Origin of the sequence: Geobacillus sp. E263 (genome assembly GCF_007197795.1) — a bacterium.
Taxonomy (GTDB): Bacteria; Bacillota; Bacilli; order Bacillales; family Anoxybacillaceae; genus Parageobacillus_B; species Parageobacillus_B toebii.
On the sequence record NZ_CP041632.1, the window covers coordinates 334,075 to 360,501 of the forward strand.

26 protein-coding genes and 4 pseudogenes are annotated in these 26,427 nt (G+C 40.6%); 22 read left to right on the forward strand and 8 right to left on the reverse strand.

Going from position 1 to position 26,427, the window contains the following annotated elements; all coding sequences use genetic code 11:
- The first annotated feature begins 507 nt into the window (after nt 1-507).
- From FNL97_RS01610 to FNL97_RS01635, 7 genes are all read left to right on the forward strand, one after another.
- Complete coding sequence (locus tag FNL97_RS01610) at nt 508-1,329, forward strand: magnesium chelatase domain-containing protein (RefSeq protein WP_286173441.1); 822 nt, start codon at nt 508-510, stop codon at nt 1,327-1,329.
- Between the two features lie 153 nt (nt 1,330-1,482).
- Nucleotides 1,483-1,647, forward strand: coding sequence for a zinc ribbon-containing protein (locus tag FNL97_RS18660; RefSeq protein ID WP_097353885.1), 165 nt, complete (start codon nt 1,483-1,485; stop codon nt 1,645-1,647).
- Nucleotides 1,648-1,774: 127 nt separating this feature from the next.
- Nucleotides 1,775-2,638 (forward strand): IS4 family transposase, encoded by an 864-nt coding sequence (locus tag FNL97_RS18215; RefSeq protein WP_286173442.1) that lies wholly within the window; start codon nt 1,775-1,777, stop codon nt 2,636-2,638.
- A complete protein-coding gene (locus tag FNL97_RS18220; protein WP_286173443.1) occupies nt 2,586-3,071 on the forward strand; it encodes a transposase in 486 nt (161 codons plus the stop codon). The genes FNL97_RS18215 and FNL97_RS18220 overlap by 53 nt, the downstream gene beginning before the upstream one ends.
- Nucleotides 3,072-3,474: 403 nt before the next feature.
- Complete coding sequence (locus FNL97_RS01625; protein WP_143414903.1) at nt 3,475-4,380, forward strand: tyrosine-type recombinase/integrase; 906 nt, start codon at nt 3,475-3,477, stop codon at nt 4,378-4,380.
- Nucleotides 4,381-4,453: 73 nt separating this feature from the next.
- The gene (locus tag FNL97_RS01630) at nt 4,454-4,894 is read left to right on the forward strand and encodes a type II toxin-antitoxin system RelE/ParE family toxin (protein ID WP_143414904.1); all 441 of its coding nucleotides are present in this window, start codon (nt 4,454-4,456) and stop codon (nt 4,892-4,894) included.
- Nucleotides 4,895-4,914: 20 nt separating this feature from the next.
- A complete protein-coding gene (locus FNL97_RS01635; protein ID WP_015865141.1) occupies nt 4,915-5,208 on the forward strand; it encodes a helix-turn-helix domain-containing protein in 294 nt (97 codons plus the stop codon).
- A 154-nt stretch (nt 5,209-5,362) separates the two neighbouring features.
- Here the strand turns inward: FNL97_RS01635 and FNL97_RS18665 are convergent, their stop codons facing one another.
- Nucleotides 5,363-5,491, reverse strand: coding sequence for a sigma factor-like helix-turn-helix DNA-binding protein (locus FNL97_RS18665; RefSeq protein WP_143414905.1), 129 nt, complete (start codon nt 5,489-5,491; stop codon nt 5,363-5,365).
- A gap of 279 nt (nt 5,492-5,770) precedes the next feature.
- Here FNL97_RS18665 and FNL97_RS01645 point away from each other — a divergent pair, with 279 nt between their 5' ends.
- The 4 genes from FNL97_RS01645 (at nt 5,771) to FNL97_RS01665 (ending at nt 9,283) form a co-directional block, all read left to right on the forward strand.
- The gene (locus tag FNL97_RS01645) at nt 5,771-7,051 is read left to right on the forward strand and encodes an IS110 family RNA-guided transposase (RefSeq protein ID WP_143414906.1); all 1,281 of its coding nucleotides are present in this window, start codon (nt 5,771-5,773) and stop codon (nt 7,049-7,051) included.
- Nucleotides 7,052-7,446: 395 nt separating this feature from the next.
- Nucleotides 7,447-8,352: a tyrosine-type recombinase/integrase gene (locus FNL97_RS01655; protein ID WP_143414907.1), complete on the forward strand. Its 906-nt coding sequence runs from the start codon at nt 7,447-7,449 to the stop codon at nt 8,350-8,352.
- Between the two features lie 168 nt (nt 8,353-8,520).
- The gene (locus tag FNL97_RS01660; RefSeq protein ID WP_015865138.1) at nt 8,521-8,910 is read left to right on the forward strand and encodes a hypothetical protein; all 390 of its coding nucleotides are present in this window, start codon (nt 8,521-8,523) and stop codon (nt 8,908-8,910) included.
- A 1-nt stretch (nt 8,911) separates the two neighbouring features.
- Nucleotides 8,912-9,283: a type II toxin-antitoxin system RelE family toxin gene (locus FNL97_RS01665; RefSeq protein WP_013399920.1), complete on the forward strand. Its 372-nt coding sequence runs from the start codon at nt 8,912-8,914 to the stop codon at nt 9,281-9,283.
- Between the two features lie 218 nt (nt 9,284-9,501).
- Here the strand turns inward: FNL97_RS01665 and FNL97_RS01670 are convergent, their stop codons facing one another.
- Genes FNL97_RS01670 through tnpA (FNL97_RS18225) form a run of 3 tightly spaced genes read right to left on the reverse strand, consistent with a single transcriptional unit; the run spans nt 9,502 to nt 11,431 of the window.
- Nucleotides 9,502-11,046, reverse strand: a complete 1,545-nt coding sequence (locus tag FNL97_RS01670) for an RNA-guided endonuclease TnpB family protein (protein WP_286173444.1) — start codon at nt 11,044-11,046, stop codon at nt 9,502-9,504.
- A 15-nt stretch (nt 11,047-11,061) separates the two neighbouring features.
- A complete protein-coding gene (gene tnpA / locus FNL97_RS18670) occupies nt 11,062-11,277 on the reverse strand; it encodes an IS200/IS605 family transposase (RefSeq protein WP_205729486.1) in 216 nt (71 codons plus the stop codon).
- Nucleotides 11,252-11,431 carry an IS200/IS605 family transposase gene (tnpA, locus tag FNL97_RS18225; RefSeq protein ID WP_233252989.1) on the reverse strand — a complete coding sequence of 60 codons (180 nt, stop codon included), beginning with the start codon at nt 11,429-11,431 and terminating at the stop codon, nt 11,252-11,254. The genes tnpA (FNL97_RS18670) and tnpA (FNL97_RS18225) overlap by 26 nt, the downstream gene beginning before the upstream one ends.
- Before the next feature lie 118 nt (nt 11,432-11,549).
- Here tnpA (FNL97_RS18225) and FNL97_RS01680 point away from each other — a divergent pair, with 118 nt between their 5' ends.
- Entirely contained in the window at nt 11,550-12,428 is an 879-nt protein-coding gene (locus tag FNL97_RS01680) for an IS982-like element ISGsp1 family transposase (protein ID WP_143414908.1), read from the forward strand.
- 3 nt (nt 12,429-12,431) lie between these two features.
- On the opposite strand, the gene FNL97_RS18230 is transcribed toward FNL97_RS01680, so the two are convergent.
- From FNL97_RS18230 to FNL97_RS01690, 3 genes are all read right to left on the reverse strand, one after another.
- Entirely contained in the window at nt 12,432-12,644 is a 213-nt protein-coding gene (locus FNL97_RS18230; RefSeq protein WP_286173445.1) for a hypothetical protein, read from the reverse strand.
- On the reverse strand, nt 12,620-13,114 hold the full coding sequence (locus FNL97_RS01685; protein ID WP_286173446.1) for a hypothetical protein: 495 nt from the start codon (nt 13,112-13,114) through the stop codon (nt 12,620-12,622). The genes FNL97_RS18230 and FNL97_RS01685 overlap by 25 nt, the downstream gene beginning before the upstream one ends.
- 116 nt (nt 13,115-13,230) lie before the next feature.
- Nucleotides 13,231-14,199: a hypothetical protein gene (locus FNL97_RS01690; RefSeq protein WP_015865136.1), complete on the reverse strand. Its 969-nt coding sequence runs from the start codon at nt 14,197-14,199 to the stop codon at nt 13,231-13,233.
- An 851-nt stretch (nt 14,200-15,050) separates the two neighbouring features.
- Between FNL97_RS01690 and FNL97_RS01695 the strand changes: the two genes are divergently transcribed.
- The 10 genes and pseudogenes from FNL97_RS01695 to FNL97_RS01740 all read left to right on the forward strand — a co-directional run bounded on the left by FNL97_RS01695 (nt 15,051) and on the right by FNL97_RS01740 (nt 24,748).
- Nucleotides 15,051-17,159 (forward strand): SH3 domain-containing protein, encoded by a 2,109-nt coding sequence (locus FNL97_RS01695; protein ID WP_143414909.1) that lies wholly within the window; start codon nt 15,051-15,053, stop codon nt 17,157-17,159.
- Nucleotides 17,160-17,448: 289 nt separating this feature from the next.
- Nucleotides 17,449-18,629 (forward strand): annotated as a pseudogene (locus tag FNL97_RS01700) (IS701 family transposase).
- Between the two features lie 59 nt (nt 18,630-18,688).
- A pseudogene (locus FNL97_RS01705) lies at nt 18,689-18,922 on the forward strand (type IV toxin-antitoxin system AbiEi family antitoxin domain-containing protein); the annotation flags it as partial.
- Nucleotides 18,922-19,344, forward strand: a complete 423-nt coding sequence (locus FNL97_RS18805; protein WP_502707777.1) for a nucleotidyl transferase AbiEii/AbiGii toxin family protein — start codon at nt 18,922-18,924, stop codon at nt 19,342-19,344. The pseudogene FNL97_RS01705 and the gene FNL97_RS18805, both read left to right, overlap by 1 nt.
- Nucleotides 19,345-19,524: 180 nt before the next feature.
- Nucleotides 19,525-19,833, forward strand: coding sequence for an AbrB/MazE/SpoVT family DNA-binding domain-containing protein (locus FNL97_RS01715; protein WP_062679016.1), 309 nt, complete (start codon nt 19,525-19,527; stop codon nt 19,831-19,833).
- Nucleotides 19,833-20,219, forward strand: a complete 387-nt coding sequence (locus tag FNL97_RS01720) for a type II toxin-antitoxin system PemK/MazF family toxin (RefSeq protein ID WP_033020639.1) — start codon at nt 19,833-19,835, stop codon at nt 20,217-20,219. Before FNL97_RS01715 ends, FNL97_RS01720 begins: the two co-directional genes overlap by 1 nt.
- A gap of 314 nt (nt 20,220-20,533) precedes the next feature.
- On the forward strand, nt 20,534-21,142 hold the full coding sequence (locus FNL97_RS01725) for a type IV toxin-antitoxin system AbiEi family antitoxin domain-containing protein (protein ID WP_062678595.1): 609 nt from the start codon (nt 20,534-20,536) through the stop codon (nt 21,140-21,142).
- 155 nt (nt 21,143-21,297) lie between these two features.
- A pseudogene (locus tag FNL97_RS18675) lies at nt 21,298-21,720 on the forward strand (IS3 family transposase); the annotation flags it as partial.
- A 145-nt stretch (nt 21,721-21,865) separates the two neighbouring features.
- Nucleotides 21,866-22,045: pseudogene (locus tag FNL97_RS18680) on the forward strand (SH3 domain-containing protein); the annotation flags it as partial.
- Between the two features lie 840 nt (nt 22,046-22,885).
- Nucleotides 22,886-24,748: a leucine-rich repeat domain-containing protein gene (locus FNL97_RS01740; protein WP_172713564.1), complete on the forward strand. Its 1,863-nt coding sequence runs from the start codon at nt 22,886-22,888 to the stop codon at nt 24,746-24,748.
- Between the two features lie 292 nt (nt 24,749-25,040).
- Here FNL97_RS01740 and FNL97_RS01745 read toward each other — a convergent pair whose 3' ends face one another.
- Nucleotides 25,041-26,372: an IS4 family transposase gene (locus FNL97_RS01745; RefSeq protein WP_014196823.1), complete on the reverse strand. Its 1,332-nt coding sequence runs from the start codon at nt 26,370-26,372 to the stop codon at nt 25,041-25,043.
- Between the last annotated feature and the right edge of the window lie 55 nt (nt 26,373-26,427).

A 26,427-nucleotide genomic window follows, 5' to 3' on the forward strand; every position in this document is an offset into this window, starting at 1 on the left:
TTTTATTCGGGATGCGTGCCTGGCACGCCCCGAAGATTATCGAAATATGTCGAAAAGCTCTGCGGAGAGAAATCTCTGCGGGGCTTTTCCTTTTCCTTCCTTTCCTTCGATTAAAAAGAAAAAAGGCAAAGCGACATGGCTTCTGGAAAAGTAACGATGCACGAATAATGGAAGGATTAAAGCTATATCTTGTTGAATTAGGCTTTAGGAAATGCTTGTTGCAAATTAAGGGTAAAAAGAGGTGTCAAACTATGTCAGTTCATTTAGTTACCAATTGGGATAGGTGCCTGTCACCGCCCGAAAAATGTCGAAAGGCCTCATAGGGAGAAATCTCTGTGAGGTCTTTCTTTTTTGCGCCTAGAGCTGAAGGGTGCTTGTTGGTAAAAGTAGGCATGCGTGCCTGTCACCACTCGAAATTTGTCGAAAGATTAAGAATTGAAAAGGAAAAGAAGAAGGAATAGAATAGTATATAAGAACTAATGTTCTGTTTTAAGGAGGAATGAATGAGTGACAGTTAAGATTTCAAGTATTGGATTAAGGGGATTAGAAGGGTATCGTGTGCAGGTGGAGGTGAAGGAGGTGCCGGGGCTTGCGGCGATGGTGATTGTTGGGTTGCCGGATGCATCTGTGAAAGAAGCGAAGGAACGCGTTCTTGCGTCACTTTATTCTTTTGGCTGTGATGTTTTAGATAGGAAAATCATTGTTCATTTGTCTCCACCAGAGCGGAAGAAGCATAGCCCGATGTTTGATTTGGCGATGGCGATCGGGATTTTAAAGGCGAAAGGTCAGATCAAAGAGCTCATTTCTACGGATGATGTGTTTTTAGGAGCTTTATCGTTAGATGGAACGGTTCAGCCGATAGATGGCATGCTTCCTGCTGTATTAGCGGCAAAGAAGCTTGGTTTCAAAAGAATGTATCTCCCCTATGATTCCACACTTCCTCTTCATCATTTGAAAGATTTCAATTGTGTGTTTGTGCAGACGTTAGAAGAAACGGTTCAATGGCTGCAAGGACAACATGTTCTTCCATTATCTCCGCAACAAACGACTCCCGAACATTTTCATTCTCCATTAAAGAATGATCGAGATTTTCGACATATTATTGGTCATCATCAAGCAAAGCGAGCATTAGAAATCGCTGCGGCAGGCAGGCATAATGTGTTGATGATTGGACCGCCCGGCTGTGGGAAAAGTTTATTAGCGGAAACGTTTCCTACGATTTTGCCGGAGCTTTCCAATGATGCGCAGTTAGAGGTAATCAGTTTGTATCAGCTGGCAGGAGAACCATGTATGAATGGAGGGTATCCACCATTTCGGCATCCTAAATAGGAGGGTGCCTGTCATTCCCTGAATTTTGTCGAAAGAATCGAAAAAAGCAAAATATTGTCAGGTATTAAAAAAATGTTATGATTATCAAGGACAGCCACGATTAAGCAAAATAATCATGGCTGTTTTTGTTTTTATTTAATATTAAGAAAGGGGATGATAGTTTTGACCATTATTAGAACAGGTGGTACTGTTGAACAATCGGGGATATATAAATGTACAAAATGTGGAAATGAAATAACGTGTGTAAAAGGCGAGCGTGTACCGCCTTGTCGAAATTGTGGTAATACGGTATTTCGTCTAGTTCGAGCGACTAGATAGGCAAGAGTGGGGGCCCATGTCCATAGCCATCAAGTTAAGAATTTGATCTTTTTTCAGCGCCAAAAACATGGTATCCTTTCTAACGAAAATCATCGTTGGAAAGGATTGTTTTTTGATGGCAAAAAAGATGAAGGCATGGATAAAAACGATTCGTCAACTCTTCTCCTCTGAAGAACTGACCCGTCTGGCACGGAAAGTCGGATTCATTCAGCGGCAGCGTTCATTAACAGCGGAAGCCTTTCTGACGCTATGTGCTTGGGGAGACGGATCGCTCGCTTGTCAGTCGCTTCAGCGGTTGTGTGCCGATTTGGCGCTCTGGCATGATTGCTCTCTCTCGAATGAAGGACTGAATCAGCGGTTTACGCCTCGTGCCGTGGCGTTTTTAAAAGAGGTCTTTTTTACTCTCCTGATGCATCAACGTCCGGCACTCTCTTCCATCACCGAAACGTATCGCGCTTGTTTCACCCGTCTGCGGATCTTAGACTCTACCAGTTTTTTACTTCCGACCGACTATGGTGAGGACTATCAAGGTTCGGTTTCATCTGGCGCCAAAATCCAATTTGAGTATGAGCTGTTATCGGGCACCTGTCTTCAGCTGTGCGTCCAACAGGCCAATGATTCCGATGCCCGCTTTGCTTATCATACCCAGCACACGATTTTACCGAATGACCTTTGCATTCGGGATCTGGGGTTTTTTTCACTCGCCACGCTGGCGGAGATCGATGCTCGAGGTGCTTATTATATTACCCGGTTGCGTTCCAATATCAAAGTCTATATCAAACAGGACGGGGAGTGGCACGAATGGGATTGGGAATCGATAGGAAATCGATTGGGCGAGGGGGAAGCCGTGGAAGTGGAACACGTGTATATCGGACACCAACGCCTGTATGTTCCGCGTCTGATTTTTCGCCGTCTAATGGGAAAAACGGCTGGCGTACGTGCGGAAAAAGGAAAAAAAGAAAGGGAAGGCGCTGTCACGCCAAACCCTTGAACAAAAGAAATATCACATCTTACTGACCAATTTACCACAAGAATCGTTTGATGCGCAACAAGTTTATGAGCTGTATTCGCTGCGCTGGCAAGTGGAGCTGTTATTTAAGGGCTGGAAATCCTTATTTGACCTTGACCGTGTCAAAAAGATGAAGAAGGAACGATTCGAATGCCACTTATATGGGACATTGATTGCCATTTTAGTCACGCAGACTCTTCTGTTCCAAGCCCGAAGGTATTGGCATCAACGGGAGGGAATCGAGATCAGTGAATGGAAAGCGCTTAACATCCTCCAATCGTATTGGCATCGGTTTCTTTTGCATCCCCAAGCGATGGAAACCGCCCTTCCATCTCTCCTGTCTCTGTTAAGGAAACACGCGAGGAAAGACCGAAGGAAAGGAGAGGAAACGGTATCGGATCTTTTAAAGAAATAGGGGATATGGTAGTGTGGGTTATGGATATAAATGCCAAATAACCCTCTTCTTGAGGGTTATTTGGCATGCCCAGCATTTGGTTTTCTCTTCATCCTTTGATTGATTTTTCGAACATGCGTATCATCCTAAAAAATTTTATACCGCTAACTTGACGGGTATGGGGTGATTCCCCCTGATTTATACATAATAATTGGTCGTAGAATTACCATTCTGCGATAAGTAACATTCTAATCAGTTCATAATTGTTCGCAGAATTATTTAAAAGCTTAATTAAAATTGTTCGCATAATTTTTTTCAAAACACTGCTAAAGAATGATGTTTATTAATGTACATTTGATTTTAATATGTCAACCCCGAGCGATAACAGTATCTTCTTAAAAGTATTTGTTTATGGAGGTGTGCCGTGCAACAGTTTATTGACCCATTTGTTCGTTATTTATATGAAGAAGCAAAAGATAAAAAAACAATTGCTTCTTATCGAACAACGGTGGCCCATTTTCTCGAATGGTATGAACAGCGGGAAGGGAACATTATAATAGAAGAAACTCGTCCAGTCGATGTGAAGGAATACATAAGCTACTTGAAGCATCAATGCAAACGAAAGCCAGCAACCATCAACAAATATATTGCTGCACTAAAGGTGTTCTTTTCTTATTTGACTGAGGTAGGCTTGGTAAAAGATAACCCAATGACCAGAATCAAAACGGAAAAAATCGAGTATGCTCAAGGTTCTAGCCAAACAAAATGGTTAACCAAGGAAGAACAAGAACGGTTTATAAGCTATGTTGAGTTAGAGAAGAATGAGTTTAAGCGCCTCCGGAATCTTGCGATTATCGACTTAATGCTTTATGCGGGTTTGCGGGTCAACGAAGTGGCATCCTTAGAATTAAGCGATATTCAAGTCAAAGGAAATGATGTTGAAATTATTGTTCGCCAAGGGAAAGGTAATAAATATGCCTCTGTTTTGCTCGTTCAAAAGTATTCAAGAAACCTGAGAAAGTGGTTAAAATACCGTCAAAACCTTGAGAAGAGCACTCATAAAGAATCTCAACGCTTATTCGTATCAGAAAGATCCATGTTTCTAACAGAGCGAGCCATTCAAAAAATGCTAACTAAATACGCGGATTTAGCCAACATGAAGAACATTACCCCGCACCGCTTCCGTCATAGTTTTTGCAAAAACCTAGCCAATGCCGGAACGCCCATTGAAATTATTAGACGGCTTGCTCGGCATGAAAGCATTCAAACAACAGCCATTTATGTAGATGCATCGAAAGAGGAACAGGTGCAAGCATTAAGGAAAATGTAATTATAAATTATTGCTTTTCAGTAGCATAAATGCTATCATATGTATAATAATAATTATTAGTAAAGGGTAGAGGATGTTGTTTGAGGTAATATACACAGGAAATGTAAAGGAATTTGAAAATTATCTATTGAGTAAGGCAGAGCAAGAACTTAGACAAAAAGGTCGTCCGGGTATATGGTGTCGTGTTGCTGATGTATATGCAAGGCAACTTACGATTATTCAACATAATCCATATCCGTCTGATCCGGAGGACAACAGCGTTCCGGACGATATAACTCCTCCGTCATTAAAACATCTTAGCATGAATACCCGTTATGATAATTTTTACAGATGGGGTATAAAGGGTGGAGAAACTGGAAATCACAGGATTATATTTGCAGTTCACAATTTTTCAAAAGTCATATTGCTTCATTATTTCAACAAGCAGTATAACGGAACGATAAGACGAGAGGATATTGAGCCTGCCGAATCAGCATATGAAAGTTATTGCGCTTTTGATCCTTACCTTTATTGATCAACTGGGAGGGAAAAAGAATGAGTGATTTTTTTAAGAAATATGCAGCTATTCGAGGCGAGCAGCATGTTCAAAAACTTCAATTAGAGGGAACTATAGCTGCACAGATCAAAACAAGACGGAAGCAGCTGAATATGTCTCAACAGGAACTTGCAGACCGTATTGGAGTTCCAAAATCCACGATTGGGAGAATTGAAGCGGGGCTTACAAGCCCTAGAGTAGAGACACTTTTTAAAATCTCGCAGGCATTGAATACTCCTTTCATCATTGATGGTACAAGTAGACAGGATCATAACTTGCATGTTCAAGTTTAGCGCATAATTAATACGCTTATATTATCGAAGCAGTTCCTTGGAGAGAAAATTCTCCAAGGAACTTGTTTTTTAAGGGAAATGGATAGATGTATGACGTAGTTTGAAATCAAAAAACTTAGCCGCTGGAACACTGCTGAAATGATTAGAATGTTTTTTACATGTTACTTAACCAACTAGAAATTGTTGACTGGGTTCTTCCCAGTATTTCTCCTATTTCCTTTTGCGTAAACCCCTCATTGGGATAGGTGCCTGTCACCGCCCGAAAAATGTCGAAAGGCCTCATAGGGAGAAATCTCTGTGAGGTCTTTCTTTTTTGCGCCTAGAGCTGAAGGGTGCTTGTTGGTAAAAGTAGGCATGCGTGCCTGTCACCACTCGAAATTTGTCGAAAGATTAAGAATTGAAAAGGAAAAGAAGAAGGAATAGAATAGTATATAAGAACTAATGTTCTGTTTTAAGGAGCATTCCCGTTAGGAGCTTTTCCGGGGACTTGATCAAAAAAAGCCCTCTTGGTATGATGCAGGGGTGTCAAACACATCACTCACCATACCAAGGAGGACTTCAGATGAATTGTACACAAAACTATAAAATTGATCAAGTCACCGAACAAACGCTTGTCGTGGGCATCGATATCGCGAAACGAACCCACTACGCCTGCTTCGTGGATGACCGGGGGCGTGTGCTTCGCAAATCGTTCCCGATCTTCCAGTCGAAAGAGGGCTTTCGCCAGCTGTATGAAGCGATTCAGGAGGCGATGCAAGCGTTCGGAAAGCCGCAGGTGATCGTCGCGGTGGAGCCGACCGGGCACTACTGGTTGAACCTCGCCTACTTCCTCGAGGAGCACGGGATCCCGTTGGTCATGGTCAACCCGGCGCATGTGTGCCGGTCGAAAGAACTCGATGACAACCTGCCGACGAAACACGACGCCAAAGACGCCCTGGTCATCGCCAGACTGGCGAAAGACGGACGATTCCTCGTCCCCCGGCTGTTGCACGAGATCGAAGCCGATTTGCGCGTCGGGAGCACGCTCAAAGAGAAGCTCCGCAAGGAACAGACGGCGGTGAAAAACGCGATCGTCCGCTGGACCGACCGATATTTTCCGGAGTTTTGGACGGTGTTTCGCGACCTGGGGAAAACGGCGCTTTCGGTGCTGGAGTGGACGCCGCTTCCAGCCGATATGGCCGGCCGGGCGGTGGAGGAGCTTCTTGAGGTGTACCGGCAAAGCGAAGGGCTGAAATGCCCGCAGAAGGCCAAAATTCAGGCGTTGATCAACGCCGCGAAGGACTCCATTGGGGTGACGGAAGGGACGACGATGGCCCGGTTTGAGATCGCCGCGCTCGTCCGCCGATACCGCCAATTGGAGGCGGAGATCGCCGCACTGGACGCCGAGTTGAAGGCATTGGTTCAAACGACGATGGAGTATCAATGGTTGAAAACGGTCGACGGGTTGGGAGACGCCACGATCATCGATCTGTTGGCGGAGATCGGCAGCTTCGCCCATTATCGGGACCCGCGCCAATTGGTGAAGTTGGCGGGTCTGACGCTCAAGGAGAACTCCTCCGGCCAGCGCAAAGGGCAAAAGCACATCTCCAAACGGGGACGGAAACGGCTGCGATCGGTGCTGTTTCGGGCGGTGATTCCGCTGATCCGGCACAACGAGGCGTTTCGCGAGCTGCATGAATATTACACGACCCGCCCCGTCAACCCGCTGACCGGAAAGCAGTCCATCGTCGCCTTGTGTCGGAAGCTGTTGAATGTGCTGTTTGCGATTTGTACGAAGAAACAAGCGTTTGACGCGGAGCGAATGAAGCAGGACGTCTTGTCCCAAGTGCAACGGGCGGCCTAAGGCCTCCCCCTGCGAACGGAAGAATCGTTGGACAACGAGATGACACCGGAGAAGCTGGCGTGATTTTATCCATTCGACCTTGAGTCCCCAAAGGAGCTTGGCCGGCCTCCGCCTGATGACGAGACCGAACGAGGGAATGTTGGCGCGAAGACGCCCGGAGACATGGGAGGGTTCGTCCTCATCAGCGACGCGGAGATCCAAAGGGTGCATCGAATACGCTTCTCCCCACGGAAGGAAAATATCCCCAGCCGTGGCCGCGAAGCGCACCCTAGGTCTGTAAGATATCCACAAAACTGAAAAAGGATGTAAGAGATTTTGTCGAAAAATATTTTTTGGACACCCCTGAGGGGCCGAAAAGCCTTGATAAATCAACATTTCTAGAGGGAGAGCTTGTTATGCAGAACTATGTCGATCCGTTTGTCAGCTATTTATATGAAGAAGCGAAAGACCCAAAAACCATTGCGTCGTACCGGACAACAGTCGTTCATTTTTTAACATGGAAAGAGCAGCGGGATGGAGAATATATAATAGAAGAAACTCGTCCAATCGATATTAAGGAATATATAAGCTACTTAAAACATCAATGCAAACGGAAACCGGCGACCATTAATAAATACATCGTTGCATTGAAAGTCTTCTTTGCCTTTTTGCTTTCCAGCGGGATCATTAAGGACAACCCGATGACACGCATCAAAGTCGAAAAACTGGATTATGCTAATGGGGCAAATCAAACAAAATGGCTGACAAAAGAAGAACAAGACCGCTTCATTAGTTATGTACAATTGGAGCCAAATGAATTCAAACGGCTGCGAAATTTAGCCATTATCGATTTAATGCTTTATTCAGGACTGCGGGTAAATGAGGTTTCTTCATTAGAAATAAACGACATTATAACAAAAGATAAAGATGTTCAAGTGATCATTCGGGAAGGCAAAGGGAATAAGTTTGCCACTGTAATACTGGTTCAAAAACACGCCAAAAATTTACGTAAATGGCTAAAGTACCGGAAAGGCTTAGATAAGGACATACATAAATCCTCGCCGCGGTTGTTTGTTTCCGAACGTTCCCCATTTTTTACTGAGCGGGGAATACAAAAGATGTTGAACAAATATGCAGAGCTGGCCAATATGGACCACATCACTCCCCATCGTTTCCGTCACAGCTTTTGCAAGAACTTAGCTAATGCTGGAACTCCGATTGAACTTATAAGAAGGTTGGCCCGGCATGAAAGTATTCAGACAACAGCTATATATTTGGAATCATCACAAGAAGAGCAGATTGAGGCATTAAGGAAGGTGTAATGTTTTTGAAATCTGTACTTTAGGTAATAACAAAAATATGTTAGGAATGCGAAGAATTAATGTATTAACAAATGGAATATAGGCCATAAATAAATGTGTTGTTTTTTGTGTAAAATTATGTGTATAATATAGATAATAATGCATATACTAAAGAAAGGAGGATGGAAAGTGGGTGTTCATACATTGACAAAAGAACAATATCCTATTGCCAATACAAACACATTGAATTTTTTGAAAACTAATGTTTTAAGTGTTACGGATATTTCTAGAACAAAAAAATTATCAGAAATACTTGATCGTTTTTCAAATGGAGTCTCAGATGAAGTATTTGTTATTCAAAATGCAAAAAAGAAAGATGCACTGGCTGTAGTCGTCGATATAGATTATTTTGAGCAACTGCTTCAAATAAAAGAAGTTGTAGAAGAAGCACTTGATCAAATTGTTATGGAAGAGGCATATGCACGTAAGAATAAACCTGTAAATCAAACTTTATCAGATATTTTTGATGAAGCAGATATTAATGTAAACGAATTAATGAAATTATTAGAGGAAGATTGATGTGAAAACACTTGAAGATTTGCAGGAGCTTATTTTAGAAAAATATAATGTTGAACTGAGGTTTGTTGAGGATGTAAAGCAAGATATTAAAGCGATTAATAAAGGACATAGACAAACCGTTTTATTAGAAATTTTAAGAAGGGCAAAGCAAGGTCCCCTATTTAAGCCGGATGGAGTTGCTGAATCGTTACATGGGGACTTGCATGGTTTTGCAAAGATTAAGTCAAAGTCACTAAATATTAGAATTATTTATCGCCCGGTTGAAGGACAGCCGATAAGAATGGAAATAATTGCAATAGGCCCTCGTGATAAGAAAAAGGCATATCGAATGGCTGCTGAACGTTTACAAAAATTCTTCATGGAAATGGATTAGATACAGACTTTAAGATTCAAGTTTTCTATGAAATGTTAATCAAAATATTTTGGGGAAATGTATCTTATACATGGTTAAATGTTAAAAGCCGGTCAATTAAGACTGGCTTTTAATCATTAATAATCATTCTATTCCTATCTGAACCTCTGCACGACTAAAGTCGGCAGGTTCTTGTGTACTAAAGAGCTTCGTCTATACCTTCGTATAGACACTCACTCTCATTCCACAAGACTTTCATGGGCAAACACCTCAATGGTGCTTAGCGCCCTGTGCGCCCGGTTCAAGACGCTTTTCATCATTGAAATTCCCATACTGCTTAATAATTTATTACCACTATTTTTTAAACGTTCTACTTCTTTATCATGCAGTCGCTTAAATCTTTCCCATGTCGCAAAACATTTTTCTCTATCGATTTCTTTTAAGTGATCTTTCGCATTCATGATGAGGAACGCACTATATAAATCTCGTTGAATTTTACAGCCATTCATATCGTTCCATCGTTCGGATAACCTCTTTTTTACATATTCACCCGTGATATGATTATATTGGCTGGCTTTCGCAGAGAATGTATCTATTTTTTTGAGCGTTTTTCCGTCATACCGTAATTTTCTGTCTAATATGGCTAAAAACATGCTTGGAGCTTTATTCGCTATACTTTTACCAAATCGTTTCTTTCTATTATACCTTCCTGTTTTCTCATTCATCGTTGTTTCTTTCGCTCTTGCTTGCAATGCTTTATAATTCATTGTTTCCACTTTAATATCATTGCCTAACGATAATATCCAATTTGCCAGCTTATTATGATCTTGCTTGCGTTTTTCCGCTAACTTCCTTTGCAGTTCCGCTAATTGATTTTTTGTTTTGATATAATTTTTGCTCCACACCCACTTTTCTTTGTTTCCTCGCTGGATGGTTCCATCTTCGTTGTACTTATTTGGATTATTTGCTCTCCGCTGCCGGTCTAGTTTTCGCTGCAGCCGCCTTTTTTCCGGATGGATGTCATCCACACTTGGAGCGAGTTCCAACAATTTTACTTCGTTCGGAGCGCAAATGGCGATCGTTTGCGTGCCAATGTCAATGCCGACCACTCCTTCACCACGGGGATGCTTGGCTTTGCCGGTTTGCCGATTGATTTTTTGCGGCGGAACCCCTTCCAAAATGAGTTGGGCATAATACTTTACTTTCCCCCGAATCCGTTTACGTACAATGCGGCAATACTTGATTCGGTCTTGCAAGGCGAGATGGGCATACACATCATTTGGTTGGATGATGACAGGGATCATCAGCCCATTCCAATGGATGGCATGGCTTTTGAAGCGAATCCCTGCGGAATTCGATTTTCCCTCTAACGAACCCATTTCGCCGAACCGTTTAAAATACACCCGTTTGGCAGCGCCAAACAAGAACCTTTCTACCGCTTTCCACGCTCTGGTGGCGATTTTTTGCGCCGTATGCGCGTCCATGTGTTTGCGGAAGTGGCGCTGCATTGGCTGAACGAAAGCGTGCATCGCATATTCGGAGAGTCCGTACTCGGTTCGCAGGTCGGAAAGTTGGCGATTTTTTTCTTTGGAGGGCTTCTGTTGAGCAAGGTCTTGATAGCGGGAATCATGTTGGAGTTTTTTGTACCGCTTCAAACATTCCTCTAAACAGGCGTTATACAAACAGCGGCCGATTTCAAACCGCTTTTCGAGGATATGTTTTTGCCATGATTCTGTCTGGAGCCGCAACGTCAATACATAGCTTGGTGTTTTCGCTCCCGCCAATGCAACCCACCTCCTTTACACATGTTTTTGATTTTCAATGTATTTCCTAACGGTTTCTTCTGAAACACATCCAACTGTACAGCAAAAATAGCCGCGAGTCCAAAGGGAAGGCAGTCGACTTTTCAAGGGCGGATATTTTTCACGAAAAATACGACTGCTTCGACCTTTCAATTTCTGGATTAACGCATGAATATGAATTCTTGGATCATAAGGAAATAAACCAATGAACATGGTCAGGCATGATTTCTAACGATTGGATTTCAACATCCTTTTCTTTCACCACTTGATAAAAAATTTTTCTTAAATCTTTTTCCATCTCACCGACTAACACTTTTCGTCTGTATTTTGGGTAGAAAATCACATGATATGGATGAAGATAAACCATTCCTTCTTTATGTAACCCGTGGTGCTAGATAAACTTGATCAAGCATAAAAATAGCCCTTGCTGGCGGATCTCCAGTAGAATGAAAGTGTCACCCAACATTCGAAAGGAGAGATCCCCCATGCAAGAGCACTTTCATTTTACTACAGATCCAGCCAAACTTCAAAAACAATATGCCGCTATTTTCTGTTTTGTTTCTGCCCAACTGTCGTTGATTCAAATGTATCTTCATCGCCGCAACCGTCACTTGGTCAAGCAAGAAGACGAAGTGGTCATAGCGGTTCACCTTTTGGGGAAGCTGCTGGGCTTTTCTTGCGAACGAGCCTGGCATCGTTTTGTCACGGGAAATTTGTTCACAAACGGCTCGTTTCTTGAACGCTCCCGATACAACCGCCGCTGCCGGGCGCTTGGTTTCGCCATCAAATGGATCCGTCATGAGCTGGCGAAACGTGGCCAACACCATGCTTATGCGGTCGTCGACAGCTTGCCTCTTCCGTTGTGCCATCCCGCAAGAATGCAGCGCGTCAAGCGGTTTCGAGGGATCGCGGATATGGGGTATTGTGCTTCCAAAAAGCAATGGTACTACGGTTTCAAGCTGCATCTTCAAGTGACCAATCAAGGGCTGGCCATGGGCTATGTCGTGACGGAAGCGTCCTGCCACGACGTCAAAGCCGCTGAAACGGTGATGACTCAAATCCCTCATCCCTACAACTTTGGGGACAAAGGGTACATCAGCCACGCTCTTCGAGAAAAGCTGTACGAAGAACACCAAGCCGCGTTCTGGACACCGTCTCGACACAATCAAAAGCACGGCCCATCCAAGGCATGGGAAGAATGGATCAGGAAAAAACGCAAAGTCATCGAGACGGTGTTTTCGATTCTCGTAGACCAATACCGGATCACCGACATTCGAGCGAATTCCATGGCCGGGTTTGAAGTGGCACTCGATGGCATCTTGTTGGCTTATTCCTTGGTCACACTAGGGCTGGTTGAGCGCTGACACTCAACTAGCACCACGGGTTAATTCATATACTTGTTCTTTAAAACGTTGCGTATCTTTTTTTTCCTTTTTACTGCAATATTGGCAATATGAGTTTCCATCTAAAAAGTGGCGAGGTCGTGGATATAAATAATTGTTGCAGACTTTATGTAAAATCTTAATATTTTCATGGCGGCCCTTATATTCCCCGATTACTTCAAATTCATCTCCATACATTTTATAAACTTCCTGCTTAAAGGCTTCTGTATCACGTTTCCATTTTCCTGAACATTTTGGACATCTGTTTCCTTTTTTCCATCACCATTTCTCGAACCAAGAAATGCATCAGGAGTAGTAGTAAATTCTTCGTTACAAACTGTATGATACATTTTTATAGGGTCTTTACTTCTTGTATATTCGCTCCTTACTTGATATTCATTACCAACAAGTTTCTTTACCTCATTAACAAACCAATCGTGGTTCTTTCTTCTCTTTTTCCCATTCTCTTTATTTTTACATATTCTACATCCAAGTTTTAAAGTGATCAAGTTTTTTGGGGTTTTATCAAGAATTCTTCCGCATTGTTTATGCCGAACCTTTATTGGCTGATCATACCCCTTATATTCCTCAAGTGGTTCAAACTCATTCCCCCAAACCTGAAAAAGTTCTTCAAGAAATTGATGATTAGTTTTTTTACCTTTTTTCATCTACTTCACCTACTTCCACGGTAAGATTGCATGTTTGGTTAAAGTCTTAAATATGGTACTTTGAAAATCTTAATATGATAAGAGGTTTTTATAAAAAAAGAGATAGCCGGCATTGGTTATCTCTGAACATCATTATTTAACAATTGTTTTCCTTGCCATATCATTTTCCAATAATTCTCGATTCGTTTAATTGTGTCATCGGCACGCTCTGCAACAAAATCTCTTGCCAATTGGTAATCTATATCCTTTGGTGAGATCCCTTTCGTGACAAACGAAAGCAGTTGTTCTTTCGCTTTAACTAGCACCGCGGACAAATCTTCTTCATTTTGAATGCTCTTAAACATTTCTTGATAATTTTGGATGATCGATTCGATTTCTTCATCTGTATAAACAGTTTTTCCAAGTTTATTCGTCATGGACAGCTCGCGGCTTTGTTGGTATGTCAGCGGAGCATTCAATGGTCTGATTTTGGCTCGTGCTGCTATAAATATTTCCTCTACAGATTTATAATTCATTGCTTTTTTCGTATTGTGACGAACATAATCTTGGATCAGTTGATCGAATCCGGTTTTTACATCACCGCTTAAAAACGTATCGCTGAAGTGTTGAAGTGCAGCTGTTGAAGAAGCCAATTCAAGATGGGCTTCATAAGAGTTCGGCTGTTGTTTCTTAATTCCAAAAAGGTTAATCCCTGTATATTTCGCTAAACTATCCATTCCATCCGTTATGTGTTGTAAGATGGATTCTATTTTCTTCAATTCTTCGTCGTTTAGAGAATCAAAGTATTTGGATTCATGTAAATATTGACTAAACACTAGCCATTGATCCTGTGGCCGATACGAAAAAATATCGGAAGGGTCTGCGTTTTGTACATTAATATCTTTTTGAAAAAACTCTTCTACCGTCATGGCCATCATGTCTTGAACCTGTTTGATTTCATCCGAAATGGTGAGTTTATAGGCTTGTCCATTTCTGATGACTTCCACTTGCTTTCCGGCTAATGGATTTTTGATTTCATGTATGGATGGCATTTTGGCACTATTTCGAGCAGCTATTGCTCCTATATACCCGAGATCAATTTTCATGGTTATTCCCTCCTAATGTCCTTTATGTTCGACGCGGTTGCTTGAGTGGACGTACTGGGCAAAAAAGTGTTGCGAACGGTAAATCGAATTGCTTTCGACGACGAATGTCAGGTCATCCGGGATGGGCAGTAGCTTTTGCGGGACATTAACGATGGCCCGGATCGTCGACAGGGTATTCCGTTTGGACGAGACGCGGTAGGACAATACGACTTTTTTCACCATATTAAATATCGGATATCAAAACGAATTGTTAAGTGAAATAAAGAATAATTCGAAAATTACGCTTTACTAAGGAAGAAACTGGTTTGCAAACGATGTTGCTTTTTCCTATTAAAATATTAAGACTCCGATGTTAAATTATTTGAAATACCAATTAAGTCAATAAGATTTTGTACAGAACTCCAATGTATTGTAAGGATATTTTATATCTTAAACTCGTGCCTGTCACGCCTCGAAGTTTGTCGAAAATTGCTAGAGACAGAGAGTCATTGATTGGTTCTCTGTCTTTTTTAATCCTGCGTGATTATCAATCGTTTCTTTGATAAAATCGTTTGTTCCGACTGGAACCATACTTTTGGTTGCTACAATCACAAAATTGGTTCAGTTCAAGACATGGGCAGGGTACTCTGTTCTCTGGAATGGGTTAAGGCCGAATCAGAGAATACCCTGTCTTTTTTCTTTTGATCTAGTAAAATGCTTTACACAAAATTTTATACATCATCTACGAATCACTTAACATTTTTGAAAATAAGCCGATAAAAAAGTATAAGAGTAGAAAAATATTGTTCATTTTTCCTTTGTGCTTCTCAGTAAGCAGATAGAAAAAAAGGGAAGTAGGTGGGAACGAAAAGATGAAAAATATAGGAAAAGCTGTCATTTTATCGATGGGGCTTTTGGTTGCTTCTGCAGGGGGATCTATGATTCCGTGGAACGTAAATACAGTAGAGGCAGCGAGCACGGTAATAAACAAAACAACGTATCAAACGACTAATAATGTATACATGCGGTCGGGAGCGGGAACGAATTACAAAGTGATTATCATGATTCCGAAAGGAAAAGTCGTCACGGCGACAGAGAAAAAAGGGAACTGGTACAAAGTTTCGTACCAATATGTGCTGAAAGGGAAAAGCTATACGAAAACAGGCTGGGTAAGCGGCAGTTATTTAAAGGAATATGATCAATATATCCAAACGAGCGGTACATATTACTTTACCAAGAAAACTGTCAATCTCTACAGCGCGCCAAACACGAAAAAGAAAGCTGTTACTAGTTTAGCCAGTGGCAACGGATTATATTCAACGAGAAAAGTAGTCAATAGCGTCGGTCAAACTTGGTATGAAGTTTCTTTTAATGGGAAAAAGCTGTATGTCATAAGCAACGATGTCGTCAAAGTGTCGTCCAAAAGTTTTGCGGCAACGAAGTACATATCGAATAAGGATACATTTTTGTATTCTTCCTTTGGAAACGCATATGCAAAGTTGGAGAAAATCGCAAAAGGAACAATTGTTTCATCTAGTTTTAGTGTTGGAGATTGGTATAAAGTTAGCTATAAAAACAAAACTGGATATGTTTATATCAACGATTTTGCTCCTTATACAGGAAACAATGCAGGACAGAAGCCATCATCGCCAGTGCCACAGCAGCCAGCGCAAGATCAGCAAACAACAGAGCAACCAAAGCAACCGGATAATTCACCGAATGCTCCTGTTACAGAACAAGCGATTTCTGGCAAAACGTTTGCGGTAAGAGCGGATTTAAATGTACGAAAAGAACCGAATACTACCTCTGATAGTCTCAAAGTGATTCCAAAGGGAACGATTATTGTGCCGACCCATAAAACGTCCAATAATTGGTACAAAATAACATATAATAATACAATCGGTTACGTTTCTGGAGATTATGTGACGGAAGTCAAAACCGGAGCGCCTTTAAACGGGGTGCGGGACGGCTACCAATTTATTGATTTACGGACAACCGCTTCGGTTACGGCTCAACAAATAAACCAGTATATCGAAAATTATGTCCATTCAACAAATAAGCCAAGCGTTTTACTAGGGAAAGGGCAAGTGTTTATCGATGCCGGTAAAAAATATGGAGTGAATGCGTTATATTTAGCCGCACATGCGATTCATGAAAGTGGTTTCGGCACTTCGAGACTGGCGCTGACGAAATACAATTTATTCGGTTACGGCGCTTATGACGCATCCCCGTTTGTTTCGGCATATCGCTTTTCGTCCGTAGAAGAATCGATTGATTATATCGCTCGAAAAGTGAAAGCAACATATTTAAACCCGGCCTATTCGTATTTTAAAGGAGCGTATCTCGGTTTTCGCACTAATACATTAACGGGAACACGTGTCAATGAGAGCAGTGAAGGCATGAATTTTTATTACGCCAGCGATCCATATTGGGGGCAAAGCATCGCCCGCCATATGGCCAATATTTTGGCGTATGATAGTAATTATTACAAATCCGCTAAACCAAACGAAACGGTGCCTGCCTCACCAGGTATTCCGCAAGGATCGGACGTGTTTCCGGAAAATATCGTAGCGGTGGCGAATCAAGACCTTGCGCTATACGATCAAAAAGGAGCGAATAAAAGCATAACCATTTTGAAAAAAGGATCTACATTTATATTGCTGGAGAAAACGAATGATTACTGGGTTCGTTTAAAATACAACAATCAAGAATATTGGACGAATTCCATTAAGTTTTATGAGTATAAAAAATACATTACGGTCAAAAACTTAGGCAGTGTCAATGTGACCACATTAAATGTAAGACCAACGCCGTCAACGACAAAAGATCCAATTGCCCAGCTAAAAATGGGAGAGTATGTTCAGCTGTCATTAACAGACGATGGAAAGCTGGAAACCCAAAATTCTTGGTATAAAATCATATTAAAAGATGGACGTGTGGGATGGGTCAGTTCGCAATATATTATTAGAGAACTAAATTAATTGTGTTATAGACGGATGACGATAAAGATTTTCGTAAAATTTTAAACGGATTTTTGCGGTTTATAGTATTATTCTGTTTATTGGACAGGGATAAGGCCACGTTTCCATAGAACTTTTTCGGACTGTTGAAAAAAAGAGTTCCGCTTCATAGCAGAACTCTTTTTTATTAACTGTAGATGAGCAAAATCACTAACATAAATTTACATCGAAACAAAAAAGGAGACATGAACCCGATTCCTTGGTTAGAATAGATGTGCTACCAAACCATTCACAAGGAGGTTCATGTCTCATGAATAGATTAGCACATCATCAAGGAATTCACAAGTTTTTCACGATGTTGGGGTTGGCCCTTTATTTTTCAAAACCTGTTATGAAGCATCTCGTTCATATCGTGGATGCGATGATCACGAAGGGCTTTTCGGGAACATTGACCGATCTTCATCATGGGAGCTTTCATCCGAACCACCGCACGACACTCAGCCATTTTTTCACGAAAAGTCCGTGGGAGGAAGAGACACTGCTTCGCAAACTCCAGCAGTGGATCCTTCGTCGTGTCGAACGCATCGCCAAACAGGAGAATCAACCCTTGTTTGTTTCGATCGATGATACGATTTGCCAAAAAACCAAGCCTTCGTCACGGGCAACACACGCGATTCAGGGATGTGATTGGCACTACTCTCACTCAGAGAAAAAATCGATTTGGGGCCATTCTCTTGTTTGGTTCATGGTTCATACTGCAACCCAGGCGTTTCCCTTTGCCTTCCGCCTCTACGACAAGACGGCGGGAAAAAGCAAAGGGGAACTCGCGATCGAGATGCTTTCTTCGTTGGATGTACGCCGTCCCGTTTATGTGCTGATGGATTCGTGGTATCCATCGAAAGCGCTCGTGGAAGCTTGTCTGAAAAAAGGATTCCACGTCATCGCGATGCTCAAGACGAATCGGCTCTCTATCCCAAAGGTGTCGCGATCCAAGCGAAACAGTTTGCCCAGTACATCGAACCCGAAGACACCTACCTCGTCACCGTGGGGGAAGACACGTATCGGGTGTATCGATATGAAGGGCCGCTCAAGGACATCGACGATGCGGTTGTGCTGTTAGCTTGGAAAGCGAACGGACCAATGACGACCCAACATCTTCACTGCGTCTTGAGTACCGATCGGGAGTTGAGCGATGAAGAGATCTTGCGCTACTATGCGCAACGTTGGTCCATTGAGAGCTTCTTTCGTCAATCGAAAGATCAGCTGAAGCTCGATGGATACCGTGTTCGTCAGGTTCGGGCGGTGAAACGCTACTGGATCTTGGTGCAGCTTGCTTATGTGTACAGCCTATTCGAGTCGAACAGCGATTTTTCTGATGGGCTCGATCTCTTGCGCAAGAGAAAAGGACATAGCCTCGTGGAGTTCATTTACTGTGCAGCGAAACAAAATATTCCCATTGATACCGTAAAAAAACAGCTCCATGTGGCATAAGGGGTACCCTGTTTGTTTCTTTTTACATGGTAATTATTGTTATGAAAATTGCTCATCTACAGTATGGAATTGAAGAAGTGGAGGTAGGCGGCCATAAAATAAGCATTTATAATCGTGAAAAAACGATTTGTGATATTATTCGATACAGAGAAAAAATAGGAATCGATTTAATGAAAGAAGGTTTGCGAAATTATTTACAAAGTCCTGAAAAAAATATAAATAAATTGGTGGAATGTGCTGAGAAAATGCGCATCAAGACCGTTTTATTAAAATACTTAGAGGTGCTTTTATAATGGGAAATGTTAAAAATATACCTGCTTCTGTGAGAGAAAGACTAAAGAATATTGCCAGACAAAGCGGAAAAACCTTTGATTTAATTTTATTGTTGTATTTTCAAGAAAGGTTACTATATCGACTTTCCATTTCTAATTATCGGGATAAATTTGTTCTAAAAGGCGGTCTCTTTTTATTTTCCTTAACACAATTTAAATCTAGGCCAACCAAAGATATTGACTTTTTAGCCAGACAAATTTCGAATGATATACAATATATTAAGGCTGCGTTTGAGTCCATTTGTGCGTTAACCGCTGAGATTGACGTGGTGGTTCAACATCTCTGCCACTTCTTTCCCGAGATAGCCTTCCATGATCAATCGGACGGCGGTCACTCATTGACGCAAAGAAGCATCTTTGATTTTTCGTTCTTCTTTTCGTAATCAACGTTTGTAACTATACTTGTTGATATATGCTTTTGAGTCTGAAAAAAGCATTTTTAATTAATCGATTCAAATGATCGCCTTTGCGACGAGAATATTTGTTTGTTGAAAAATCAGGAGTATCATTTTTTGGAAGAATGTATATACTATGTATATACATTTTGGGTTGGGGGTGATATAATGAACTCAAAGGAACATTTAGAAAGCAAAATAAACCAAAGTAAAGGAGGGGACTACATGTCTACAGTTGTTGCTCAAAAATGGGGAAACAGTTTGGGCATTCGTATCCCAAAAGATGTTGCTGATAAAATAGGAATCAAACAAGGTTCCGAAATGGAATTAAACGTGATTGGAAATGAAGGTATCATCACATTAAAGCCAAAAAGAACACGGAAGAAATACACATTGGAAGAACTAATATCACAGATTACACCTGAAAATCGACACGAGGAAATTGATTTTGGGATAGAAGGGCGTGAATTGATTTAATGCCAGCAGACGTACCAGAGAGAGGCGATTTCGTTGTTTTAAACTTCAATCCACAAGCTGGTCATGAACAAGCTGGGAGAAGGAATGCTATTGTTTTATCGCCTAAAGAATTCAATCAAGCAACAGGATTTATAGCTGTTTGTCCGATTACCAATCAAAAGAAGGGTTATCCTTTCGAAGTGGATTTACCAAAAGAAGGAATATCCCTTGATGGCGATGGCTATCCAATAACAGGGGTAGTTTTAACTGATCAAATTAAGTCATTGGATTGGAAAGCTCGTAATCTAAAAATTTTAAAGAAGTATAATCCAGAAGATGCTCAAATTGAAGAAATAGATAAAATCATTGATGAATGCCTAGCGAAAATAGAAACATATCTGACTTGACATGATCCTTTCTCTTTCAGAAAGGGATTATCGAAACTGTTCCTTGGAGAGAAAATTCTCCAAGGAACAGCTTTTTTAAGGAGGAATAAGTACGACGTAGTTCTCGATATTACGGGATGTCACAGCTTCAATAACTAATTTATTACAATTATTGATAAATATAGTGATAGAAATTTTACTAAGTGTCGGCATAAAATTATAAGTGTATACGTTAAAATAAAAAAGGAATATTATAAATAATGGAGAATTAAGTTTATTAAACGTTTGCAATTAATGATAAATGCCGACCTTTAGGTGAAAAGAGTGGTGATGACATGAATAAAGAAGTAAGCAAGATAATAAAAGATATTTTTGTTCGCCAAAAGGGATTTGCGACGACAGAAGACTTAACCAGAGAAGGAGTGAGCAAATATTATATTCGAAAGTTCGAGCAAAATGGAGAAATAATTAGGATAAAACGTGGGCTTTACCGTTATGCTGAATTTGAAAATGATCAAAATGAAGAAGTGGTTGAAGTATCAAAAGTGATCCCGAATGGTGTTCTTTGTCTTTTGTCGGCATTGTCTTTTTATGAGTTAACAACTTATAACCCGTGGGAGTACCAAATTGCTATTGAAAGAAAATCAAGGAAACCCAGTTTACCTGATTATCCACCAATTAAAATTTTCTACTTTTCAAAAAAACAGTTTGAATATGGAATTGAAGAAGTGGAGGTAGGCGGCCATAAAATAAGCATTTATAATCGTGAAAAAACGATTTGTGATATTATTCGATACAGAGAAAAAATAGGAATCGATTTAATGAAAGAAGGTTTGCGAAATTATTTACAAAGTCCTGAAAAAAATATAAATAAATTGGTGGAATGTGCTGAGAAAATGCGCATCAAGACCGTTTTATTAAAATACTTAGAGGTGCTTTTATAATGGGAAATGTTAAAAATATACCTGCTTCTGTGAGAGAAAGACTAAAGAATATTGCCAGACAAAGCGGAAAAACCTTTGATTTAATTTTATTGTTGTATTTTCAAGAAAGGTTACTATATCGACTTTCCATTTCTAATTACCGGGATAAATGATGCTGGTATCTTTCCGAGCGCATGACAAAGGAGTTAGTGATCAAAGCATTCCACCGGGCCATCCATCAGCGAAATCCCCAACCTAGTCTGATTCACCATTCGGACCAAGGGGGCCAGCATGCATCGAATGAATATCAAGCCATGTTGAGGCAATACGGAATCCAGACGAGCATGAGCCGAAAAGGAAACTGTTATGACAACGCATGTGCCGAATCGTTTCACAGCATCCTTAAAAAGGAACTCATTTTCCACGAAACCTTTACAACAAGAGAAGAAGCCAAACAGCGAATTTTCGAATACCTTGAATGTTTTTATAATGCCCAACGAATTCATTCGGCAAACGGGTACATGTCGCCAATGGAGTATGAGAAGATGCATCAGCAAAGTAAAAAGCAGTCATGTTTCTCTCCACCAATCACGATATAGGGGAATCTTTCTTCTTGAGAAGGGAAAGGGTTGAACAACCGTTCTTCTTCTCAAGAGGCCACCAAACGAAGTGCGGTAGTAGGGTTTTAAAATTTTTCTCGATTTTACGTGTCTATTTTCTTGACATAATACCACATTAAATGTAAGACAAACGCCGTCAACGAAAAAAGATCCAATTGGCCAGCTAAAAATGGGAGAGTATGTTCAGCTGTCATTAACGGACGAAGGAAAGCTGGAAATCCAAAATTCTTGGTATAAAATCATATTAAAAGATGGACGTGTGGGATGGGTCAGTTCGCAATATATTATTAGAGAACTAAATTAATTGCGGTTTATACATTTTATGGACGAATAACGATAAAGATTTTCGTAAAACCCCTTTATAGGTAGATATGAAGATTTAAAATCTACCTACTTAAATGGGTTTTTTATAAGCAAATATTGTATGTGTGCCTGTTACCACTTGAGATATGCCAAAAAGCCCTGTTGAGAGAAATCTTTGCGGTGCTTTTCTTTTTCTTCATTTTTTAAATCTATAATAATAAAGAAAAAAGACCATTCAGCAATGTGCTTTTCCTTTAGAGAAGGGGTCTATCATTACCTGAAAGAAGGAAAAAATGGACAATATGTCGAAATTATCAAACATGAACAAATATACAAAAATGAAAACATATTTAAATATCGCATTAGCCGCTTAGCTTTTATAAAAAACAATGAATCTCTCTTCTGGGATCGAGGGAAAATCGACTGTGGTGCCGGAGGCGAACGACCTCGAGTGACAGCATGATTGACCTTGTCCTGTAATGCGAATTCTACGTTAAAAGACCGGTTTGAACTAACCAGGTCACATCCATGCAGAATTGAAGCAAGGTATCATTGCGATTCAGATCCGAGAAGAGAAGATTCATTCATAGTGTTTTCTTTCAGTTGTTTAATGTATATTTATTCCAAATATACGTGAGGTGTGTTCGGCATACCTAAAAATCAAAAAATCTTACTTGATATAGTACACTGCCACCGCCCGATGGATGAAGTGTTTTTACTCAATTCTCAATCACATGGATAAACCAATACGTAAGACCATCTGATTACCGGAAGAATTATTGAGGAAATGGAAAAAAATGAAGTTTTACCTCTTATAACAACTAATTCCCAGGAGGTTACTATGAATAAAAAAGTTTTAACGTTAGGTTTATCGTTTGCCCTGTTTACAGGAGCTATCACAGGAACTAGTGAATTATTTTCCCCGCTTGTAGTCGCTGCAAAAATATATAATTTTTCCGATGTTCCACCAGATCATTGGGCTTACGAGGCAATTCAGAAATTTGTAAATATGAATATTGTAAGTGGTTATGATGATGGGACATTTAAACCTAATAGTACATTAACAGAGGGGCAATTTGTAAAAATCGCAACCATTGCTTTAATTGGAGATCCGGGTGAATCGAAAGTAGGTCACTGGGCAGAAAAGTATTATAAGGTTATGGAACGAAAGGGAGTACTCTTAGACGGGATTAAAGATATTTCCATGCGTAACAAGAAAATTACAAGAGGAGAAGTCGCTGTAGTATTAGCCAAGCTTGTCACTGGAAAGGATATGAGTTTAAAAGAATCGGTAGATTTTATGTATGAAAAAAATTTAACAACCGGGCGGTATACCGATAAAGGGTCCAACCTAGCAAATTTTGATCCGAATTCTACATTAACTCGTGCTCAAGCTGTTGTATTTATGCAAAGAGTGCTGGCAGGCTTAGAGAAGGAAAAAGTAAATATTCCAGATCCTAACCTAGAACACTTAATACGGACTGAATTGGATAAGCCAAAAGGGGATATAACGAGAAAGGATATGTGGAATCTAACGGAACTAGTTGGTGTCAAGGCCAAAGACATTGTAGATCTAACGGGTTTAGAATATGCCAAAAATTTAAAGTACCTTGATCTACATAGAAATCAACAAGTCAGAAATATCAATCCCTTACGCAGTTTGATTAATTTAGAAATTCTTCGTCTTGATAATAATCAGATTAGTGATATAAGTGCTTTGGAGAACTTAACGAATTTAACATCTCTTTCTCTAAACAATAACCAAATTCGTGATATAAGTGCTTTGAAGAACTTGAAGAATTTAACGACTTTATGGTTGAGCGCAAATCCACTAAAGAGTATTGAGCCTTTGGGTAATTTAAAAAAATTAGAAACACTTTGGTTATATAACAATTCAATAAGCGATATTAGCGTCTTACGTAATTTAACTAATTTGAAAGAACTTAGTATAGGTGATAATCAAATTAGGGATATCAGCGCTTTAAGTCATTTAAAGAAATTGTCTCACCTTGATTTAAATCGTAATAAAATAGAAAAGATAGCACCCTTAAAAGGCATGAAATTACAATACTTAAACATTGAAAATAACCCTTATAAAGATTATGAATCTCTGAAGGCCATATCACCTAATGTCGAGTTATTCGTTTATGGAGATATATATTTTTCCCATATAGGTGCTGAATTGAACTTATCAAAGGAACAGGTTATTGAGCTATTTATTGAAACAAACAGAAAAGCGGATGAAATCATAGCATCAATTATAACTCCAACTATGAACGATTATGAAAAGGTAAAAGCCATTCATGATTATGTAGTATTAAATGCTGCTTATGATTATGAAAATTATATAAAGGGAACTGTTCCTGCTGCTTCGCATTCATCATATGGAATATTGATTAAGAAAACGGGCGTTTGTGAAGGGTATGCCAATGCAATGAATTTACTGTTTAATAAGGTTGGTATAGATTCAATATTTGTAGTTGGAGAGGCAAACGGGGGAGGTCATGCATGGAACAAAGTCAAAATTGAAGATGAATGGTACAATTTAGATGCTACATGGGACGATCCCGTTCCAGATCGAGAGGGATTTGTAAGATATGACTATTTTTTAATTCCAGATAGTGAATTAGAAAAGGATCATACATGGGATAAAAGACTTTACCCCCCATCTACAAGTACAAAATTTATGGAGTCTTTAAACTAGAAAAAAGAATGGTACCCAAAAGTAAAATATATAAGAACGTGTTACAAAACGCATAATGAATGCATAAATGCACATAAAAAATCCACTGATTTGGAAATTATATACAGCGATCAAAACCAACTACCAACGGTTAAGGGCCTGTCACCCATACCCGTCAAGTTTAGCGGTATAAAATTTTTAAGACGATACTCGTGTTCATCCCCGCAGTGAATGATGGGGATCACATCCATTATTGGGCATACCAAATACCCTCCAGAAGAGGGGTATTTGGTATTTATATCCATATCTAATTCTACCATATCTCTAATTTCGTTAAGATATCTGATGCCGTTTCTTCCCCTTTCCTTCGACCTTTCTTGGCATGTTTTCGTAACAGGGAAAGGAGAGAGAAAAGGTTGATTTCCGCCATATGCGAACGCAAAAGCAACTGGTGCCAATACGATTGGAGAAGATCGAGCGCTTTCCGTTCACTGATTTCAATGTCTTCCTTTTGATGCCAATACATCCGAGCTTGAAACAGAAACGTCTGGGTGACCAAAATGGCAATCAACGTCCCGTATAAATGGCATTCGAAACGTTCTTTTTTCATCTCCTTGACTTTCTCCAAATCAAATACGGATTTCCAGGCTTTAAACAACAATTCAATTTGCCAGCGCAGGGAATAGAGCTCATAAACCTGTTGACCATCAAACGACTCTTGTGGTAAATTCGTCAGTAAGATGTGGTATTTCTTTTGTTCGAGGGTTTGGCGTGCCAGCGCCTTCCCTTTTCTTTTTTCCTTTTTCCGCACATACGCCATCCGTTTTTGCCATTCTTCCGCCGTCAGACGGCGGAAAACCAACCGTGGAACATACAAGCGTTCATGTCCGATGTATACATGTTCCATTTCCACTGATTCCCCTTCCTCTAATTGATTCCCAAGGGATTCCCAATCCCATTCCTTCCACTGGCCATTCTCCTTGATATACACTTTCATATCGGAACGGAGCCGAGTAATATAATACGCTCCGCGGGCGTCGATCTCGGCCAGTGCGGCAACGGAGAAAAAGCCCAAATCCCGAATACATAGGTCATTCGGTAAAATCGTATGCTGGGCATGATAGGCAAAACGAGCGTCCGAGTCATTGGCCGATTGAACGCATAGCTGAAGGCAGGCGCCGGATAACAAGTCATATTCAAACTGAATTTTCACCCCCGACGAAACGGAACCTCGATAGTCTTCCCCATAGTCAGCGGGAACCAAAAAGCTGGTTGAGTCCAAAATCCGCAGGCGGGTAAAACAAGTTCGATAGGTCTCCATGGCTGACAAAAGCAATGGACGTTGATGCAGGAGGAGAAGGAAAAACACTTCTCGCAAAAATGCCACGGCCCGATCGGTAAAACGCTGATTCAAGCCTTCGCTTGAAAGGGAACAGCCATGCCAGAGCGTCAAGGCCGCACACAACCGCTGAAGCGACTGTTTGGCCAGTGAGCCATCTCCCCATGCACAGAGAGTCAGAAAGGCTTCCGCCGTTAACGAACGCTGCCGCCGGATAAAGCCTGTTTTCCGTGCGAGACGGGTTAATTCTTCGGGAGAAAAGAGTTGACGAATGGTTTGAATCCATGCTTTCATTTGTTTTTCCATGAAAAAAATCCTTTCTAACGTGGAGTGTTCGTTAGAAAGGATACCATGTTTTTGA